Here is a 19,593-nt window from a genome sequence, read left to right as displayed (position 1 = left end):
CACATGGCTGTACCAACGAGAGAGGTCGAGGCGAATGGCCAACCCGCTGACCCGGGTCAAGTCCGTCGAGCAATCGATGGCCGACACCGATGAGCCCGGACACCAACTTCGTAAGAACCTGACCTCGTGGGATCTGATGGTCTTCGGGGTGTCGGTGGTCATCGGCGCAGGCATTTTCACCATCACCGTGACCACCGCGGGTAACAAGGCCGGTCCGGCCATCTCACTGTCGTTCATGATGGCCGCGATCGCCTGTGCCCTGGCCGCGCTGTGTTACGCCGAATTCGCCTCGACCGTGCCGGTCGCGGGATCGGCGTACACCTTTGGTTACGCAACCTTTGGCGAGTTCCTCGCGTGGATCCTCGGGTGGGATCTGATCCTGGAGTTCGCTGTGGGCGCCTCGGTGGTGTCCAAGGGGTGGTCGTCTTATCTCGGCAGTGTGTTCGGATTCTCTGGCGGCACAGTCGATGTGGGATCGGTGACGATCGACTGGGGGGCGATGGTCATCGTTGCCGTGGTGACCACACTGCTGGTTTTCGGCACCAAACTCTCCTCGCGGGTCAGTGCCGTCATCACGGCCATCAAGGTGGCCGTGGTGCTGCTGGTGATCGTCGTCGGGTTCTTCTACGTCAAGTCCGCCAACTTCAGGCCCTTCATCCCGCCCTCAGAAAGTGGCGCCGGCGCCGAGAAGTCGGTCGACTCGTCGCTGTTCTCGTTGATCACCGGCGGCGGCGAGAGCTCCTATGGCTGGTATGGGGTATTGGCGGCGGCGTCGATTGTCTTCTTCGCGTTCATAGGGTTCGACGTGGTCGCCACCACCGCGGAGGAAACCCGTAACCCCCGCCGCGACGTTCCCCGCGGAATCCTCGGATCGCTGGCGATCGTCACCGTCCTTTACATTTTGGTGACCATCGTGGTGACCGGAATGGTCAGCTACACCCAGCTCGCCACCAGTGCCGGTGACGGCAAACCCAAGAACCTGGCGACGGCGTTCGCGCTGAACGGGGTCACCTGGGCGGAGAAGACCATTGCCATCGGTGCCCTCGCCGGTCTGACGACCGTCGTGATGGTCCTGATGCTCGGCCAGTCGCGGGTGCTGTTCGCGATGTGCCGCGACGGGCTGCTGCCACGAGGTCTGGCCAAGACGCATCCGCGTTTCGGTACTCCGGCCCGCCTCACTGTGCTGATCGGGGTCGTGGTGTTCATCGTCGCGGGCTTCTTCCCGATCGACAAGCTGGAAGAGATGGTCAACGTCGGTACGCTTTTCGCGTTCGTCGTCGTCGCTGCGGGTGTGATGATCCTGCGCCGCACCCGACCGGATCTCGACCGCGGCTTCACCGTTCCCGGCGGACCGATCATCCCGGTCCTGGCCATCCTGGCTTGCATCTGGCTGATGCTCAATCTGTCGGCGCTGACCTGGATTCGCTTCGTCATCTGGATGGTGATCGGTGTCGCCGTCTACTTCCTCTATGGCATGCGCCACTCGATGGTCGGCAGGCGTGAGCGAGGGGAGATCGAGGGCGTCGACACCGTCGGCCGGGGTGCCGCTGCATCCGGAGGGCCCGGCGCGTCCAAGAAGTGAGCCGCCCGCCGACGAGGCGCCCGGTGGCATGACTCTCCGCGCCCACGCCCGGCATCCCGCTGACAGCGTCGGATAGCCTGGTCCTCAGATCTGTTCGTCGTGTCCCCGGGGGTCGCATCCGCGCACACCCAGGACACGCGACGAGCCACACCGACTCCGAAGGGGACCAGATGACCATGGTGCAGAACGACGCACCGCAGGCAGACTCCATCAACGGCATCGACTTCAAGGTTGCCGATCTCTCGCTGGCCGACTTCGGCCGCAAGGAGATCGAACTCGCCGAACACGAGATGCCCGGCCTGATGTCGCTGCGGCGCGAGTACGCCGAGGTCGCCCCACTCAAGGGCGCACGGATCTCTGGTTCGCTGCACATGACCATCCAGACCGCGGTGCTCATCGAGACACTCGTGTCGCTCGGTGCGCAGGTCCGATGGGCCTCGTGCAACATCTTTTCCACCCAGGATCACGCCGCCGCCGCCATCGTGGTCGGCCCGCACGGCACGCCCGACGACCCCAAGGGCATCCCGGTGTTCGCGTGGAAGGGCGAAACGCTCGAGGAGTACTGGTGGGCCGCCGAGCAGATGCTCACCTGGCCCAACCCCGACGAGCCCGCCAACATGATCCTCGACGACGGCGGCGATGCCACCATGCTGGTGCTGCGCGGCGCCGAGTTCGAGAAGGCCGGAGTCGTTCCGCCCGCCGACGAGAACGACTCCGCCGAGTACAGGGTCTTCCTGGACCTGCTGCGGTCGAGCTTTGAGGCGGACAAGACCAAGTGGTCAAAGGTCGCCGACTCGGTCAAGGGCGTCACCGAGGAGACGACCACCGGTGTGCTGCGGCTCTATCAGTTCGCCGCCGCCGGCGACCTGGCATTCCCCGCCATCAACGTCAACGATTCCGTCACCAAGTCCAAGTTCGACAACAAATACGGCACCCGCCACTCGCTCATCGACGGCATCAACCGCGGCACCGACGTCCTCATCGGCGGCAAGAAGGTCCTGATCTGTGGATACGGTGACGTTGGCAAGGGCTGTGCGGAATCGCTGGCCGGTCAGGGCGCACGTGTGCAGGTCACCGAGATCGATCCGATCAACGCCCTGCAGGCTCTGATGGACGGATTCGATGTGGTCACCGTCGAGGATGCGATCTCCGGGGCCGACATCGTCATCACCTCGACCGGTAACAAGGACATCATCCTGCTCGAGCACATGAAGCAGATGAAGAACCAGGCGATCCTGGGCAACATCGGGCACTTCGACAACGAGATCGACATGGCGGGCCTCGAGCGTTCCGGCGCCAAGCGGATCAACGTCAAGCCGCAGGTCGATCAGTGGATCTTCGACGACGGTCACTCGATCATCGTGCTCAGCGAGGGCCGGCTGCTCAATCTCGGCAATGCGACCGGTCATCCGTCGTTCGTGATGAGCAACAGCTTCTCCAACCAGGTCATCGCGCAGATCGAACTGTGGACCAAGAACGACGAGTACGACAACGAGGTCTACCGGCTGCCCAAGCATCTCGATGAGAAGGTCGCCAAGATCCACGTCGAGGCGCTCGGCGGCTCCCTGACCAAGCTGACCAAGGAGCAGGCTGAGTACATCAACGTCGACGTCGAGGGGCCCTACAAGCCCGAGCACTACCGCTACTGAGGCGCATCCATCCGACGAAACGCTGCCCCGCTCGACACATCGAGCCGGGCAGCGTTTCGGGTTTGTCAGTGCCGGGTTCTCGGTGCCCCTCAGGCAGTGATGGCGGGCTCGGCGCCCGGGCAGTAATACCAGGTTGAGTTCTCGCGTTCGAAACTCGCCGAGGCCTGCTGACTGCTGCTGCGTTGCGATCCGACCTCGACGTGGGTCTGGATCGTCGACTGTGCCGTGTCACCATCGACCGAGTTGACCCGGAGTTGCTCGAGCACCAGATTGCCCTGCTGTGTCGGCGCCTGCACCGACGATCGCGCCGCGCTGCAGACCGCGGCCTGCATCCCGGCGACGTCGCGGGCGTTGGCCGCGACGATGTAGCGCTGCATCGCATCGGCGATGGCATACGCGGTCGTCGGATCGACCGCGGACGTGCCGTCGGTGTCCGGGGCCGTCTGGGTTGGGGTGTCGGTGTCGGGCGCGGTGCTCGCGCCCCCACCGCCGGGTGTGGACGGAGCGGTCGACGGCGCGCCGGTGGCAACCGTGGTGTCGGTGCTGCCGCCGGTGTTGACCGCGATCAACGTCACCGCGAGTGCCACGATCACGACGACCGTGAGCACGCCGGCGCCGATGGCGACGAGCGCGCCGGTGTTTCGCGGGCCCCCCGGTGGACGGTATCGGTCTCCGGGCATTCCTCCACCGGGCACACCCGGCCCGAATCCACCACCCGGCGTGCCGCCCCCAGGGAATCCACGAGCCACCTGCGGATCGAACGACCGGGGTGCAGGCGGCTGGTACGGGGGCGGAACGGACGATGAAAAGGGTTGCGCGGCAGCGGGTTGCGCTACCTGTGCCGGTGGTGGTACGGCGGCAGTGCCGGGCGCCGGAGGCTGCTGCAGGGGCACCTGCGGTGGCGGAGCCTGTCCGCCGGTACTCCAGGTCGTCATCGTGCGGGTCGGCATCTGCGCGGGCGTCGGGGTCGGTCCCGCACCGGGGGGCGCCGTGCCGGCAACCTCCTCGGGTGTGGGTGCCGGCTGTGCGGGCTCCCGCGGTGCATCGCCACCGTGGGGCGGCGGATAGGTCATAAGTCTTCCTCGCGACGTGGGTCCAGCCAGGCTATCGGACCGCGTGCGGCGGCGTCAGCGCGCGTCATTCGGGTCGTCGACCCCAGCGCCGAGCAGGTCGATCAGTGTCTCCGGGGTCGCGTCGGCCACCTCCGTCCACGGTGAGGCCCACCCGGACCGTGCCAGCTCGCGATACGTCGCGTCGACACGGCGTTGTAGATCCGCGTCGCGCTCGTAGTGATCGCGGGGTCGTGTGGGGTCCCCGGCCGATCGCGCCTGCGCGCGACTCATCGCGACCTCCGCTGCCACGGCGAGGAACAGGGTGTGATCGGGACGGGGGAGATCCAGCCGCCCGAATTCCAGGTCGTGCACCCATCGGACGACCTCTCCGTCGGCGGGTTGCGCGAGACGCGCGGCACTGTAGGCGGCGTTCGACGCGACATAACGGTCGGCGACGACGACGTCGTTGCTCTTGAGCGCGGTCCGGATCTCCGGGGCCGCCGCCGATCGGTCGAGCGCGAACAACAGGGCCATCGCATACACGCTCTCGCGCAGATCCCCGTGCTCGCCATGAAGTGACTCGGCCGCGATGTCGGCGAACAGTGACTGGCGATAGCGAGGGAAAGTGACCGTCGCCACGGCCGCACCTCGCTCGCGCCATCGCTGAACCAGGCCGTTGACCAGCGTGTTCTTACCGGCGCCGTCGAGTCCCTCGACGGCGATGAGTCGACCCACCATATGCTCCTGTGTCCTTGCCCGGTTGCCTGCGCAGTGTGTCCGCGTGACCACTCTGCCCGGCGGGCGGCGGCCACCGGCGTCCGGGCGTCACGAATGCGCGGCGCGTCAATCACGGCCGGATGATCACAACAGTGTCACCATTGTCAGCATGAAGCCACGGATCCTCGTCGTCGATGACGATGCCGCGCTCGCCGAGATGCTCACGATTGTGCTGCGCGGCGAGGGGTTTGAGCCGTTCGTGGTGGGTGATGGGACCCAGGCACTGACCGCTGTCCGCGAGATCCGCCCCGATCTGGTGTTGCTCGATCTGATGCTGCCGGGAATGAACGGTATCGACGTCTGCCGCGTGCTGCGAGCCGACTCCGGGGTGCCGATCGTGATGCTGACCGCCAAGTCCGATACCGTCGATGTGGTACTCGGCCTGGAGTCAGGTGCCGACGACTACATGGTCAAACCGTTCAAGCCCAAGGAGCTCGTCGCCCGGGTCCGCGCACGGCTGCGCCGCACCGACGAGGAGCCGGCGGAACTGCTGTCGATAGGGCCGGTGGAGATCGACGTTCCCGCGCACAAGGTGACTCGCGACGGCGTCCCGATCTCCCTGACGCCGCTCGAATTCGACCTGCTCGTCGCGTTGGCCCGTAAGCCCCGCCAGGTGTTCACCCGCGACGTCCTGCTCGAACAGGTATGGGGCTATCGGCATCCGGCCGACACTAGACTCGTCAACGTGCACGTTCAGCGGTTACGCGCGAAGGTCGAGACCGACCCGGAGAATCCGGAGGTCGTTCTGACGGTGAGGGGGGTCGGCTACAAGGCCGGCCCGCCGTGATCGGTCGCAACAGACGGCGCGTCAACAGCACCTTCGGACGGCTCACCCGCACGGCGAGCGCGATCGCCTCGGTCTTCGGCCGGATCTGGCGACGCTCACTGCAGTTGCGGGTCATCTTCTCGACGTTGGTGCTGTCTTTTGTCGTTCTGCTGATCCTCGGGTTTGTCCTGATGAGTCAGATCACCGACCGGTTGCTCGACGTCAAACTCACTGCGGCGACCGAGGAGATCGAGCGCGCGCGGGTGTCGGTGGAACGCGATCTCGCCAGCGGTGACGGCAACATGTCGGTGCAGAACAGGCTGCGCCAAACCCGGTCGTTGCTCACCGACCGGGACATCGACAGCGGACAGTCGTCGGGCAACGTCGGCACGTTCGACACGGTGCTACTGGTACCCGGTACCGGGGCCGACGGCAGTGCCACCGGCGTCGGACCGGTGTCGGAGATCCCACGGAACCTGCGCGACATGGTGCAGGGCGGACAGATCGCCTACCAATATTCCTCGGTGGTCAACTCGGCCGGCGGTCAAGAACCCGGACTTATCATCGGCTCTCCCACCAACGCCTCGGTGCCTGGGCTGGAGTTGTATCTCGTCTTCCCGTTGACCACCGAGAACAGCACCGTCGACCTCGTCCGGGGCACGCTGCTGACCGGAGGTGTGGTGTTGCTCGGTCTCCTGGCGGCAATCGCCTGGCTGGTGTCGAGGCAAGTGGTCATCCCGGTGCGGTCGGCATCGAGGATCGCCGTCCGATTTGCCGACGGCAGACTCAAGGAACGCATGCCGGTCCGCGGTGAGGACGACATGGCACGGTTGGCCATGTCATTCAACGACATGGCCGAGAGCCTGTCCAAGCAGATCACCCATCTCGAGGAGTTCGGTGGGCTGCAACGGCAATTCACCTCCGACGTCAGTCACGAGTTGCGGACACCGCTGACCACCGTCCGCATGGCCAGCGATGTGCTCTACGACGGCCGCGACGAGCTCGACCCGGTGCGCCGCCGATCCGTGGAATTGTTGGACAAGGAACTCGACCGGTTCGAGACGCTGCTCAACGAGCTGCTGGAGATTTCCCGACACGATGCGGGTATGGCTGAGCTGGCGGCCGAACGGATGGACATGGCGATCCCGATTGACGCTGCGCTCTCGACGGTGTCCCGCCTGGCCGAGGAGACCGGTACCGAATTGATTCTCGATCTCCCGGCCGAACCGGTCCTTGCCGAGATCGACCCGCGCCGGGTCGAGCGAATCCTGCGCAACCTGCTGGCCAATGCGATCGACCACGGTGAACGCAAACCGGTGACGTTGTCGATGCGCTCCGACGGCGATGCCGTGGCGATCACCGTCCGCGATCAGGGCATCGGCCTTCGTCCGGGAGAGGAGAAGCTGGTGTTCAACCGCTTCTGGCGCTCCGATCCGTCGAGGTTCCGCAGATCCGGCGGCACCGGGCTGGGCCTGGCGATCAGTATCGAGGACGCCCGGTTGCACCAGGGCCGTCTGGAGGCGTGGGGCGAACCCGGACACGGTGCCTGCTTCCGGCTGACCCTGCCCCTGGTCCGCGGACACAAGGTACTCGGCTCTCCGCTACCGCTCAAACCGGTCGGCGCGAGCAAGGTCAAGAGCGTCACCACACCCGCCCGCGTCGAGGGAGCTGTCGGTGGCGAGTGATCTTCGGCCGGTCGCGACGAGGTCGATCGGGGCGAGATGGCGCCTGCTGGTGCCACTGTTGTGTGTCCTCGCGGTGATGGTCGCGGCCTGCGGCGGTATTCCCGACGATTCGCTGCCGCAACCGATCAGCTCCTTCGCCCGTAAGGGCCCGACGAATGCGGTGCCGGCGCCACAGCCGGATATGGACCCCGAGGCGCTGGTCCGTGCGTACCTCAAGGCCACCGCAGCACCCACCGACGCGCACGCCGCGGCCCGCAAGTTCCTCGCCCCGGTCACCGCGGCGCAATGGGACGAACGTGGTGACGCGATCATCCTCGACGACATCAACACCTACGTGGATCAACGCAGCCCGACCGCCGTTCGGATGCGTCTCGTCGGCAACAACGTGGGCGTCCTCAAACCCGACGGTCAGCTGCTGCCGGCGACCGGACAGGTAGAGACCACCCTGACGTTGGCGCGGGTCGGCAATCAGTGGCGCATCGACGGAACCCTGCCCGATCGCACGATGATCGACCGCAACCAGTTCGAGGTCAGCTACCGGTCGGTCTTGGTGTACTTCACCGACCGGACGCGCTCGCACCTCGTGCCGGACCCGCGGTGGCTCTACGGTGGAATGGATTCGGACCCGACAACGCTGGTGAACACGGTGATCGACGGACCAGCCGACGATCTGGCCACCGCGGTCGATTCCGCATTTCCGACTGGGGCCGCGTTGCGGGGTCCGGTCACGCCGGTGGCCGGCGGCGGGGTGCGGGTCGAATTGACCGGAATCGGTAGCCTCTCGACCCGGGATCGCACACTGCTCGCCGCGCAGGTCAGCTGGACGCTCAGTGGAGCCGACATCGGAGGTCCGTACGTCATCAACGCCGACGGTGCGCCGCTGGTCGGCGACCGGGCCGCGGGCTGGCAGACGACCGACGTGCGGGCCTTCGACCCGAATGTGCCGCCGACATCGGCCGTGGGGCTCAACATCATTCGCAATGGAGCAATGGCCAAGGTCATCGACAACGGCACCGCGCCGGTATCGGGTTCGCTCGGCGCTCCGACCTCGCTACGCTCGGCGTCGATCTCTCCGGACGGATCGCGGGTGGCCGCCGTTCTCGCCGCCAGTGGCCCCGACCCCCGGCTGAACCTGGCTGTCGGCGACTACGGCGGGTCGCCGACGACGATCACCTCCGGTATGTCGATCACCCGCCCGTCCTTCGGCCCCGAGAACGAGCTGGTCTGGGCCGTCGTCGACGGCCGGCCCGTCGAGTGGATCGGCAACGACCCCGGCGGTGCCCGCGTCGCCGAGATCGATGCCGGAGCGGTCGCCGCGCTGGTGCGCGGTCCGATCACCGAGTTGCAGGTCGCCCCCGACGGCGTGCGGGTCGCGATGATCGTGTCCGGCCAGGTGGTGTTCGCGGTGCTCGCGACCAACGCGGACGGGCAACTCACGCTCGCACGGCCGCTGATCGCCGCCTACAACATCGGCAACCGCGCGGTGTCGCTGGACTGGGCGTCTCCGACCACCGTGATGGTCGCCCGTGATGCCACCGACTCGCCGGTGGTGCAGGTCTCGATCAGCGGCACCCCGGCCGTCGGCCTGCTCAGTGGCAACGTCTCGCCCCCGGTCACCGCGGTCGTCGCCAACCCGACCGCCGTCTACATCTCCGACCAGCGTGGTGTGTTGCGTCTCGGCAGCACCAACGGTCAGGCCGACGAGTACTGGACCGAGGTCGAACCGGCGATGACACCGGGGACCATCCCGGTCATCCCTTGACGAGATCCCGGTGTGGCGCCGGGCAATTCAGGCCCCAGCGAGGACGACGACCGCACCGATCCCGATGCCGTGCCTGCGGCATACCTGGACCGATTCGGCAGCTGTCGCGCCGGTGGTGAGTACGTCGTCGACGAGGATCGCCGCACCCGGAGGACAGCGTGCGCCGGCTCGGATACGGACGCTGCCACGCAGGTTCGCGCGCCGTTCGCGCGCGTCGAGACCCGACGAGTCGCGGGTGGTCATGGCCGTGGTCAACAGGGGCCGCACCCGGGCCCGTGTACCCAGTCGTCCGGCCGCGACGCCGGCGATTGCCGTCACCGGGTCGCCGCCACGACGCCGGGCCGCGAGCGGGCGGGTCGGCGCCGGGATCAGATGCAGCCGCGCGGCATCGGGCATCTCGCCCCAGCGGGCCAGCGTGATCAGCGAGTCGGCCAGCGCCCGTCCGAGAGGGGTGACGAGGTCCCGTCTTCCCTGTTCCTTCATCGCGATGATCGAGGCGCGCAACGGTCCCCGATAGCGTCCCACCGACCACACCGGTATACCGATCGCCACCCGAGGATGCAGTTCGATGGGTGCGTCGGCGATCCTCGCCGCACAGTCGGGACACCAGTCGCACCCAGGGCGACCGCATCCACCGCATGTGCGGGGCAGGACGAGGTCGGCGCCCTCGACGCCGACCCGTCTCATCCCCACGGCGAGGACCGACATGACAGAGCCAAAGCAGCGCGGCGAGGATGAGGTCACCCGACGAGCGTGACAGCAGACGCCGGCGATATCCGGCCGCGCAAGCGTGCGGGCGTCACTGCCGTGGACCGGTCCGGGTCTGTGCATCGCCGGTTGTTGCGCTGACATGGTGGGCCATCGGTCCCGACGTCGGTGACCACGACGTGACGCACTGATCAGAAACGTGGCCGCGCTGCGAACATCCGACTACGGTCAGAGGTACAAGAGGTTGAGTGGTCATCGCGGAGGAGCACACACCGCTCCGCGCCGGGAGGTGAGGCCAGTGCATATGGGTGCCGACCGTCGGTCGGTACTGACTCGGTTCCTGCTCTGCGACTCTTGAGTCGACATCGAAGGATCCACCCGAAATCATTGAGCGCCAACGTATTCGACAGTCCTCTTGGGCGCGTGTGATTGGTGGACCCGTGCTCGGCACCTCGAGGTCGAATAGCACTTTCCAGGAGGTAGTTCCATGTCATCTGTCATCCACCGTAAGGGCCAGCGCGAATCCAAGGTCGCCGCGGTCGACGACATCGACAACCAGTCCGCGTTCGTCATCCCACCGGGAACGGTGGAGTCCGACGAACCCGCCGAGCCCACCGCGAAGGTGGCGTTCAGTGGCCGCAACGTCGAAATACCCGAGCATTACCGGATCTTCGTCGGCGACAAGCTCGCCCGACTCGAACGCTACGATCCGACCATTTTCCGCTTCGACGTCGAGCTGAACCACGAACGCAACCGCCGCCAGTCCAAGGTCTGTCAGCAGGTGGAACTCACCGCGATGGGCAAGGGCCCGGTGGTTCGCGCACAGGCGAGTGGCGAGAACTTCTACTCGGCACTCGAGTCGGCACTGGACAAGATCGAGTCGCGACTTCGTCGGGTCAAGGACCGCCGCAAGGTGCACTACGGCAACCGCCGACCGCTGTCGGTGGCGCAGGCCACCGAGGTCGGGGCGCCGCGCCTGCGTGACAACCAGCTCTCGGTTGATGCCGGCCCGTCGCCCGAGGGTGCCGAACACTTGGCCGAACAGCGGTGGGATGACGGTGTCGCCGAACATATGCCCGGTCAGGTGGTCCGCGTCAAGGAGCACCCCGCGGTGCCGATGACCGTTGACGACGCGCTCTATGAGATGGAACTCGTCGGGCATGACTTCTTCCTGTTCCACGACAAGGAGACCGACAAGCCGTCGGTGGTCTACCGGCGACACGCCTTTGACTACGGGCTGATCCGACTCGCCTGATCGGAGAACCGGTCGCGCATGTCGGCGGGGCGGTGTGGACATGGCGTCCGTACCGCCCCGCCGCGCATCGGTAGGCGCATCGATCCCCGGACCCCCGACGCGGCCGATCAGTTCTTCTTCAGGCGGCCTCGGTACGATGGGCGGCGGCCTGTGCGCGCTGCATGGGTCGTGGCGGGATGTCGACATGAGTAAGGGACTCGATCAACGGTGCTGAACAAGCTGCTGCGCATCGGCGAAGGCCGGATGGTCAAGCGACTCGATGCCATCGCATCGCACGTCGAGACATTGTCCGACGAGTTCGAGGCGCTCGGCGACGACGATCTGCGGGCCAAGACCGACGAGTTCAAGGAGCGCTTCGCCGAGGGCGAGACGCTCGAAGAACTGCTGCCCGAGGCGTTCGCGGTGGCCCGCGAGGCCGCCTGGCGCGTGCTCGACCAGAAACACTTCCACGTCCAGATCATGGGCGGCGCGGCGCTGCATTACGGCAACATCGCCGAGATGAAGACCGGTGAGGGCAAGACCCTTACTTGTGTTCTGCCGGCCTACCTCAATGCGATCTCCGGTGACGGCGTCCACGTCGTCACCGTCAACGACTACCTCGCCAAGCGCGACGCCGAGTGGATGGGCCGGGTGCACCGGTTCCTCGGCCTCGAGACCGCGGTCATCCTGACCGGGATGTCGCCGGATCAGCGCCGCGAAGCCTACGCCGCCGACATCACCTACGGCACCAACAACGAGTTCGGCTTCGACTATCTGCGCGACAACATGGCGCACTCCCTCGAGGAGTTGGTGCAGCGTGGCCACAACTTCGCGATCGTCGACGAAGTCGACTCGATCCTCATCGACGAGGCGCGAACCCCCCTGATCATCTCCGGCCCGACCGAGGGATCGAGTAAGTGGTACGTCGAATTCGCCCGCATCGCACCGCTTCTCGAGCGTGACGAGCACTACGAGGTCGACATCAAGAAGAAGACCATCGGCGTGCATGAGGCCGGCGTGGAGTTCGTCGAGAACCAGCTCGGGATCGACAATCTCTACGAGGCCGCCAACTCGCCGTTGGTGAGTTACCTCAACAACGCCATCAAGGTCAAAGAACTGTTCCACCGCGACAAGGACTACATCGTCCGCAATGGTGAGGTCCTCATCGTCGACGAGTTCACCGGTCGCGTGCTCGACGGACGCCGGTTCAACGAGGGGCTGCACCAGGCGATCGAGGCCAAGGAAGGCGTCGAGATCAAGGCCGAGAACCAGACGCTGGCCACGATCACGCTACAGAACTACTTCCGCATGTACGACAAGCTCGCCGGCATGACGGGTACCGCTGAGACCGAGGCCGCCGAGTTCGACCAGATCTACAAGCTGGGTGTGCTGCCGATCCCGACCAACAAGCCGATGATCCGCAAGGACCAAGGCGACCTGATCTACAAGACTGAGGAGGCCAAGTTCTCCGCGGTGGTCGACGACATCACCGAACGCCACGAGATCGGCCAGCCGGTGTTGATCGGTACCACCAGCGTCGAGCGCTCGGAGTACCTCTCGCGCCAACTCGCCAAACGCGACATCCCGCACACCGTGCTGAACGCGAAGTTCCATGAGCAGGAAGCCCAGATCGTCGCCGAGGCCGGACGTATCGGCGCGGTCACCGTTGCCACGAACATGGCCGGGCGTGGCACCGACGTCGTACTCGGCGGCAACCCTGACATCATCGCCGACACGCGACTGCGCAAGGCGGGCCTCGACCCAGTGTCGACTCCCGACGAGTACGAGGCCGCGTGGGAAGAGGCGATCGAGAGCGCACGGGCGGCAGCGGCTGCGGAGGCCGAGCAGGTCCGCGAGGCCGGCGGTCTGTACGTGCTCGGCACCGAGCGCCACGAGTCGCGTCGTATCGACAACCAGCTGCGCGGCCGTTCCGGTCGCCAGGGCGATCCGGGCGAGTCCCGGTTCTATCTCTCGCTCGGCGATGAGCTGATGCGCCGATTCAACGGCGCCGCGCTCGAGTCGATCATGAACCGGGTGAACCTGCCCGACGACGTGCCGATCGAGGCGAAGATGGTCACCAAGGCCATCCGCAGCGCGCAGACACAGGTCGAGCAGCAGAACTTCGAGGTCCGCAAGAATGTCCTCAAGTACGACGAGGTGATGAACGAGCAGCGCAAGGTCATTTACGCCGAGCGCCGTACCATTCTCGAGGGCTCCGACCATCGGGAACAGATCCTGGAGATGGTTGCCGAGGTCGTGGGCGCATATGTCGAGGGAGCGACCTCTGAGGGTTATGCCGAAGACTGGGACCTCGACGAACTGTGGTCGGCGTGCCGTGCGCTTTACCCGATCGAGCTCGATCCCAAGGAAGTCGTCGGCGAGAACGAGTACGGCGAGCGTGACGACATTTCCGCCGAGGAGCTCAAGGAGATCCTCATCGCCGACGCGCAGGCCGCCTACGAAAAGCGCGAGGCGCAGATCACCGAGGTAGCTGGCGAGGGCGCGATGCGTCAGCTTGAGCGGACGATCCTGTTGTCGGTGCTCGACCGCAAGTGGCGCGACCACCTCTACGAGATGGACTATCTGCGTGAGGGCATTCACCTGCGGTCGATGGCCCAGCGTGACCCTGTCGTGGAGTACCAGCGCGAGGGCTTCGACATGTTCAGCGGCATGCTCGAGGGCCTGAAGGAAGAGACTCTGCAGTTCCTGTTCAACGTGCAGGTCCAGACCGAGTCCCCGCCGGTTCCCGCGCCCGCCGCGGCCTCACTGCGACAGCCGGCACCCGCGTTGGCCGGTGCCGCGGCCGGTGGGTCGAGTCAGGCGCCGCCCGCACTGCGGGCGGTCGGTGACCGCACCCCCGACGGTGGTCCGGATGCCTCGGAGATGACGTTCTCCGGCCCCGACGAAGGCGGTGGCGAGGTCAGCCACAGCGAGGCCGAGGAGCTTGAGGATCCGGCGGTGACGTCGGCGTCCCGGCGTGAACGCCGCGCCGCGGCGCGCGCACAGACCAAGACCTCCCGACCGCCGAAGGCCAAGAAGAAGCGTCGGTAGGCGGTCGGGCGAAAAACTTCGGACAAAGTGGAACCGGAGCGCCCTGCGGTGCGTCCGATTTCCATGACCACAACCCTCACCGTCACTGTTCCCGCCGATGCTCCCGTTCGTGCTGGGGCTGATGCCCCCGTTCGTGCAGTGGCTGATGCCCCCGTCGATCATGTGCGCGTCGTTGCCGCACCCGTGTACGAGCCGGTCGGAGAGCCGAGCCGGGCAACCGACGGGCCGCTGGTGACCGCGCCGCTCGGCACGCGGCCGGTGCGGCGACCCGAGCCGGTGGCGGTACCGGTGGGGACGGTCGAGGCACGACGCGTTGCCGCGCGGACCATCGCTGCAGTGCTCGAGGTCCTCGATCGGCGGCGTCCGGCGGTACACCTGGAAACCGCGGTCGCCCCACAGCTCTACGAACACATCGTCACCGTGCTGCGCCCCGACATCGCCAGGCCCGAGAACCGGGCCGTGGGCGTGAGCGCCCGCATCCGACGAATCCACATCCAGATGTGTGATCCGTCGACGGCGGAGATCTTCGGCAGTGTCGAGCGGGGTCGCCGGGTTCGCGCGTTCGCCGGACGCATCGAACGCGTCCCGGTCCGGGTACGCCAGGCCGGGCGGGTCCGATCGAGCCTTCCGGTTCGGGTCGAATACCGGTGGCGGCTGGCGACGTTGGAGATGAACTGAGTCGGGGCTCCGCTCATTCCCGCACCGGACGCTGCCACCAGGATCGTCACCGCGGTGTCGTTGTGGCGCACCAACGTGTCGAAGCGTCCGTCGAGAAGCTGGGCGAGTCCGATGCGCCCGGTGATGGAGGGGATGAGATCGACCCTGCCCTCCTCGAGGAGCCGAATGGTCGCCGGATGACTGTTGACGGAGGCGATGGTGTCGCGCATCGCGATCTTCTTAGCACCAGCTTCTGCACGCCGAGCATTTTGGGATAACCCCAGATCGACACCATCGCAAGGACTTCCGTCGGCGTGAGTGCCTCGGAGAGGGTGTCGCGGGCAGGCTGCACCGAGGTGCATTCGACGCCGACGTCGGCACCGCGACCGGCGGTGAGGTCACAGTCGGCCGGTGTCCCGTCCTGCGCCGACGATGTGGTCGACGCCGGTGTCGCTGGCCTTCGCCCGACGCAGTCGACGCGGTTCGCTGACGATCGTTGGTGGCGCCCTCGGCCTTGCACACCGCCGCGGTGAGCAGACCGATCGGGCCGGCTCCGGTGATCTACGTGACGTCCCCCGGCACCTGCGTCACTGCGTTGCGCCGCCTCGAAACCTGCCGACACGGGGATCACTGCCGCCTGGTCGAGAGGAATTCCCCTGGACACCTTGTGGACTCAGTCTCGCTCGACGGCGATCTTCTCGCCGAGCGCACCGCCGAGATCATCGAGCCCGATGACATTTCATATCGGCCAGGAGGTAATCGTTGTTGTGGCTGTCCGGGGTCGACGCCGTCGGCGTTGATGTAGCGCCCCACGACGACGTGATCGCCCGGTGCGAGGTCCTCGACACCGTCGCCGACCGCCGACCGCCGACCCCAGATCGCCGACCGCCGACCCCCGACCCCAGATCGCCGACACCGCGCTCGGCACCACGTGTCCCCGCGTGATCGCCGCGCTCTCTGCGCTGATCGGCTGCGCAAGCCCCGGCATCGGGATCAGGGTGGGTCCGTCGGCGTACTCGTGCAGATCGGTGCCGCAGATCCCACACCACGCCACCTCGATGACAACCGTTGCGGGTTCGACGGTGAACTCGTCGATGTCCGCGCTCCGGATGTCCCCGCTGTCGTCATAGACGTGCTGTGCGCACCATCATCAACTCCGTTCTTCTGCGGTGTCGGCGGACCGTTGTGGTCGTCGGCTCCTCGCCGGGCACTCTGGCATCGAGTGACGAACCGGGCGCCCGGGTCGGGCAACAGTTGCCGAGGGGTTGCAGCCGAGGCCTTACGATCGTCGATGTGGCCAATCGGTTGTCCCCGCGCGAGGCGATGTACTACTTCCTGGATCCGTCGGGCGCGACCAGCCATCTAGGGGCGCTACTGATCTTCGACGATGCCGGGGTCGCAACCGACGGGGTCGCAACAGACGGGGCCAAGCGCGTTCTCGACTACCCCTCGCTGGTGTCGTTGGTGGAGAACCGGTTACAGCTCGCGCCGCGCTACCGGCAGCTCGTCCTGCCGGTGACGATGGGTCTGGCGCGGCCGGTGTGGGTCGACGATCACGACTTCGACATCAACTTCCACATCCGCCGCTCCGGGTTGGCCCGCCCGGGCACCCTGGCCGAGCTCGGCGATCTGATCGCCCGCGTGATGTCGCGCCCGCTGGACCGGTCCCGGCCGCTGTGGGAGATGTATCTGATCGAAGGACTTGAAGGTAACGGGTGTGCGGTGCTCACCAAGAGCCATCGGTGTCTGGTCGACGACTTCGCCGGACCCGAGATCAGTCAGGTGATCACCGACGAGACCACTGACATCGTCCAGTACGAGCCCGACCTGTGGATGCCGGGGCACCCGCCCGGTGCGACGTCGCTGGCGATCGGTGCACTCGCCGAGGCGGTGTCGCGGCCGGGGGAGTTCATCGACTCGGTCGTCACGGGCAACGGCGTCGTCGGTGGTGTTCGCACGGTCGTCGACTCCACGGTACGTCGCATCGGCGATCTGATCGGGGAGATGACCGACTCGGCGCCGCAGAGTCCGCTGAATTCGCCGGGCAGTTCCTCGCAGATGTTCGCGGTGTCCTCGGTGCCCCGTCGTGACTGCGCCAAGATCGCCGAGCACCACCGCTGCACCGTCAACGATGTGGTGCTCGCGATCGTCAGCGGCGTGATGCGCCGATGGCTTTTGTCCTTCGACGTCGCCGCACCCATCACCGATACCGTCCGCGTCGAGATCCCGCTGTCGACCCGGGATCCGGGAGTGACAGCGGCCGCCGGGCGCGATGCCACGTGGATCGATGTGGGAACCCCGGGCTTTGTGACGGATCTGCCGGTGGGAGAAGACAATCCGAAGGTGCGGCTCTCGCAGGTCGCCGCGCTCGCCGATCGGTACGCCCAATCGTCGCGGCGGGTCACGCTCGGTCCTCGCCCGCTGCTTCCCGATCTCGGGGTGGTTCCGTTCCCGGAATTCAGCTCGTGGGCCTTCCGGTCGTTGGGTACCCGGAGCTACAACATCCCCGTGTCCATCACCAGCTCGCCGGTGCCGGGTCGATATGTCCTGGGGCACAGGGTGAGCGCCCTGCATGCGGTGCCGGGCCTGATTGCCGGACATGCGTTGTCGATCGGGGTCGTGGAATATCTCGACCGGTTGAACTTCGCGTTCACCGCCGACCGTGGCGTGATCGGTGAACTGCCCGCGCTCGCGGGTTATGTCGCCGAGTCGTTCGAGGAGTTGCTGGGGACCTGATGAGTGGGACGCGATCGTGTGGTAACGCCACCGCCGCCGGCCAGTAAGGTGAGCGCGTGCAGAAGCGAGGGACTCATCAATGAGGGTGTACTTTCCGGCGACATTGACGATGTTGATGGAACTCGACGAGTCGGGTGAGTTCCGGCCGGTCGGCGGAACTGGATTCGCGCTGACCCCGGCCCTGCGCGAAGCGTACCTGTCCGGCGACGACGAGGAACTCGCCGAGGTTGCGATGCGTGAGGCCGCGCGGGCGTCGTTGCGACTGCTCGCCGGCGAGGCGCCTGCCCCCGGCGACGCCAACGCCGATGCCGAACTCGCCGCCGACGCGGTGGGTAGCAAGCCTGGAGTCACCCCGAAGCTGCCACCACGTCGGGCGGTCGTCGCAGCAGACGTCGAGAACCCCACTCTGCATCCCGAACTCGACGACGCCGTGGTCCGAGTCGCCGGTCCGATCCCGCGCTCGGCCGTCGCGTCGGTGCTCGTCGACGGGGCCGATGCCGAAGCGGCGGTGCGCAACGCCGTCGTCGTCATCGACGCCGCCGATCTCGGTGACGAGGACGCCGAACTCGCTGTTGGCGACGTCGAGGATCACTATCTGGGGTGGTATGCCACCCAGGAGCTGCCGTTCCTCCTCGAACTGCTCTGAGACGACGTGCCGCACTGGTGACGACTGCCGACGGCGGATCGCCGACGCGCTAACCTACGCTTCCGTAGGTTACGGTGGTTCGGTGAGCGGATCGACGAGTTCGAGGATGGACGCCATGAAGATCAGGGTTGGGGGAATCAGCATTCGGGACGTCCGGGAGCGCTTCGAGGAGCCGGTGTCGGGGATCGCCGCCCGAACCAAGGGTGGGCAGTGGATTCGGGCTGCGGTTGCCCGGGTGACCACTCCGCTGCTTCCCGACGACTATTTGCATCTGGCCAATCCGCTGTGGTCGGCGCGCGAACTGCGCGGCAAGATCATATCGGTGACCGCCGAGACCGAGGACTCGGCGACTATTCGTATCCGCCCGGGATGGGGATTCTCCTTCGACTACGTGCCCGGTCAGTACGTCGGCATCGGCGTGCTCATCGACGGTCGGTGGACCTGGCGCTCCTACTCGCTGACGTCGGTTCCCGACGCGACGCGTGATGAGGGGACCATCGCCATCACCGTCAAGGCGATGCCGGAGGGCTTTCTGTCCTCGCATCTGGTCAACGGGCTGACGCCGGGCACCGTCGTGCGGTTGGCCGCCCCGCAAGGTGAATTCGTGCTCCCACAGCCACTTCCGGACAAGATCCTGTTCGTCACGGCCGGCAGTGGCGTCACGCCGATCATCTCGATGCTGCGCACCATGGCTCACCGCGGCCAGCGCACCGACATCCGGTTGATCCATTCCACCCCGACGCCCAACGATCTGCTCTTCGGTGACGAGCTGGCCCGTTTGCACGCCGACGGCGTTATCGATCTGCACATCCAATACACCCGGATCGACGGAAAGGTGACCCCGGACTCGCTGTCCGCGCTGTGCCCGGATTGGTCGCAGCGGCAGACGTGGGCGTGCGGACCAGGCGCCTTCCTCGACATGGTCTCCGGTGTGTTCGCCGACGGCCATGCCGATCTGCTGCACATCGAGCGGTTCGCCCTCGAGCGAGGCGTGGTGGGCGCGGTCGGCGGGACGGTGACGTTCGGTCGGTCCGGGCGTACGGAGGATGTCGATGGCGCCACCACACTGCTCGAGGCGGGGGAGTCGGCGGGTGTCCTCATGCCATTCGGGTGCCGCATGGGTATCTGTCAGAGCTGTGTGGTGATGCTCGACCGCGGATGCGTTCGCGACCTGCGGTCGGGCGTCGAACACGTCGCGGGTGAACGCATCCAGACCTGTGTCAGCGCGGCGGCCGGGGACTGCACCCTCGACGTCTGACACCGCGCCTGCGACGCCCCGCCGCCGCTC

14 protein-coding genes are annotated in these 19,593 nt (G+C 66.5%); 11 read left to right on the top strand and 3 right to left on the bottom strand.

Translation table 11 applies throughout. The features are described 5' to 3' along the window. Positions 1-34: 34 nt before the first annotated feature. Together EF294_RS10745 and ahcY are read left to right on the top strand one after the other, a co-directional pair. Positions 35-1,582, top strand: coding sequence for an APC family permease (locus EF294_RS10745; protein WP_123929392.1), 1,548 nt, complete (start codon positions 35-37; stop codon positions 1,580-1,582). Positions 1,583-1,752: 170 nt separating this feature from the next. Continuing rightward, the gene (ahcY, locus tag EF294_RS10740) at positions 1,753-3,231 is read left to right on the top strand and encodes an adenosylhomocysteinase (protein ID WP_123929389.1); all 1,479 of its coding nucleotides are present in this window, start codon (positions 1,753-1,755) and stop codon (positions 3,229-3,231) included. Between the two features lie 89 nt (positions 3,232-3,320). On the opposite strand, the gene EF294_RS10735 is transcribed toward ahcY, so the two are convergent. Both EF294_RS10735 and EF294_RS10730 read right to left on the bottom strand, forming a co-directional pair. Beyond that, the gene (locus tag EF294_RS10735) at positions 3,321-4,304 is read right to left on the bottom strand and encodes a hypothetical protein (RefSeq protein ID WP_123929386.1); all 984 of its coding nucleotides are present in this window, start codon (positions 4,302-4,304) and stop codon (positions 3,321-3,323) included. Positions 4,305-4,358: 54 nt separating this feature from the next. Further along, positions 4,359-5,018, bottom strand: a complete 660-nt coding sequence (locus EF294_RS10730) for a dTMP kinase (protein WP_123929383.1) — start codon at positions 5,016-5,018, stop codon at positions 4,359-4,361. Positions 5,019-5,169: 151 nt separating this feature from the next. Between EF294_RS10730 and mtrA the strand changes: the two genes are divergently transcribed. The 3 genes from mtrA to lpqB are packed head-to-tail and all read left to right on the top strand — an operon-like array spanning position 5,170 to position 9,273. Continuing rightward, complete coding sequence (gene mtrA / locus EF294_RS10725; RefSeq protein ID WP_004023513.1) at positions 5,170-5,847, top strand: MtrAB system response regulator MtrA; 678 nt, start codon at positions 5,170-5,172, stop codon at positions 5,845-5,847. After that, a complete protein-coding gene (gene mtrB, locus EF294_RS10720; RefSeq protein WP_123929380.1) occupies positions 5,844-7,511 on the top strand; it encodes an MtrAB system histidine kinase MtrB in 1,668 nt (555 codons plus the stop codon). Before mtrA ends, mtrB begins: the two co-directional genes overlap by 4 nt. Continuing rightward, complete coding sequence (lpqB, locus tag EF294_RS10715; RefSeq protein WP_123929377.1) at positions 7,501-9,273, top strand: MtrAB system accessory lipoprotein LpqB; 1,773 nt, start codon at positions 7,501-7,503, stop codon at positions 9,271-9,273. Before mtrB ends, lpqB begins: the two co-directional genes overlap by 11 nt. 27 nt (positions 9,274-9,300) lie before the next feature. Here lpqB and EF294_RS10710 read toward each other — a convergent pair whose 3' ends face one another. After that, positions 9,301-9,981, bottom strand: a complete 681-nt coding sequence (locus EF294_RS10710) for a ComF family protein (protein WP_123929629.1) — start codon at positions 9,979-9,981, stop codon at positions 9,301-9,303. A 487-nt stretch (positions 9,982-10,468) separates the two neighbouring features. Between EF294_RS10710 and hpf the strand changes: the two genes are divergently transcribed. The 6 genes from hpf (at position 10,469) to EF294_RS10675 (ending at position 19,563) form a co-directional block, all read left to right on the top strand. Beyond that, complete coding sequence (hpf, locus tag EF294_RS10705; protein ID WP_123929374.1) at positions 10,469-11,236, top strand: ribosome hibernation-promoting factor, HPF/YfiA family; 768 nt, start codon at positions 10,469-10,471, stop codon at positions 11,234-11,236. 207 nt (positions 11,237-11,443) lie between these two features. Then, complete coding sequence (secA, locus tag EF294_RS10700; RefSeq protein WP_123929371.1) at positions 11,444-14,266, top strand: preprotein translocase subunit SecA; 2,823 nt, start codon at positions 11,444-11,446, stop codon at positions 14,264-14,266. Positions 14,267-14,329: 63 nt separating this feature from the next. Continuing rightward, positions 14,330-14,944 carry an Rv3235 family protein gene (locus EF294_RS10695; protein ID WP_123929368.1) on the top strand — a complete coding sequence of 205 codons (615 nt, stop codon included), beginning with the start codon at positions 14,330-14,332 and terminating at the stop codon, positions 14,942-14,944. Between the two features lie 1,272 nt (positions 14,945-16,216). Further along, positions 16,217-17,659 (top strand): wax ester/triacylglycerol synthase domain-containing protein, encoded by a 1,443-nt coding sequence (locus EF294_RS10685; protein ID WP_123929364.1) that lies wholly within the window; start codon positions 16,217-16,219, stop codon positions 17,657-17,659. Between the two features lie 79 nt (positions 17,660-17,738). Then, positions 17,739-18,305, top strand: coding sequence for a DUF6912 family protein (locus EF294_RS10680; protein WP_123929361.1), 567 nt, complete (start codon positions 17,739-17,741; stop codon positions 18,303-18,305). A gap of 115 nt (positions 18,306-18,420) precedes the next feature. Then, entirely contained in the window at positions 18,421-19,563 is a 1,143-nt protein-coding gene (locus EF294_RS10675) for a ferredoxin reductase (protein ID WP_123929358.1), read from the top strand. Positions 19,564-19,593: the final 30 nt, after the last annotated feature.

The sequence above is a fragment of the Gordonia oryzae genome (genome assembly GCF_003797185.1).
In the GTDB taxonomy this organism is placed as follows: Bacteria; Actinomycetota; Actinomycetes; order Mycobacteriales; family Mycobacteriaceae; genus Gordonia; species Gordonia oryzae.
This window is presented reverse-complemented; position numbering and strand designations above follow the sequence as displayed.

Excerpts from the sequence above, each read along its gene's own strand:
- EF294_RS10745 (WP_123929392.1), top strand. The coding sequence starts at position 35 with ATGGCCAACCCGCTGACCCGGGTCAAGTCCGTCGAGCAATCGATGGCC.
- EF294_RS10675 (WP_123929358.1), top strand. The coding sequence starts at position 18,421 with ATGAAGATCAGGGTTGGGGGAATCAGCATTCGGGACGTCCGGGAGCGC.
- hpf (WP_123929374.1), top strand. The coding sequence starts at position 10,469 with ATGTCATCTGTCATCCACCGTAAGGGCCAGCGCGAATCCAAGGTCGCC.
- mtrA (WP_004023513.1), top strand. The coding sequence starts at position 5,170 with ATGAAGCCACGGATCCTCGTCGTCGATGACGATGCCGCGCTCGCCGAG.
- EF294_RS10680 (WP_123929361.1), top strand. The coding sequence starts at position 17,739 with ATGAGGGTGTACTTTCCGGCGACATTGACGATGTTGATGGAACTCGAC.
- EF294_RS10710 (WP_123929629.1), bottom strand. The coding sequence starts at position 9,981 with ATGTCGGTCCTCGCCGTGGGGATGAGACGGGTCGGCGTCGAGGGCGCC.
- ahcY (WP_123929389.1), top strand. The coding sequence starts at position 1,753 with ATGACCATGGTGCAGAACGACGCACCGCAGGCAGACTCCATCAACGGC.
- EF294_RS10695 (WP_123929368.1), top strand. The coding sequence starts at position 14,330 with ATGACCACAACCCTCACCGTCACTGTTCCCGCCGATGCTCCCGTTCGT.
- EF294_RS10735 (WP_123929386.1), bottom strand. The coding sequence starts at position 4,304 with ATGACCTATCCGCCGCCCCACGGTGGCGATGCACCGCGGGAGCCCGCA.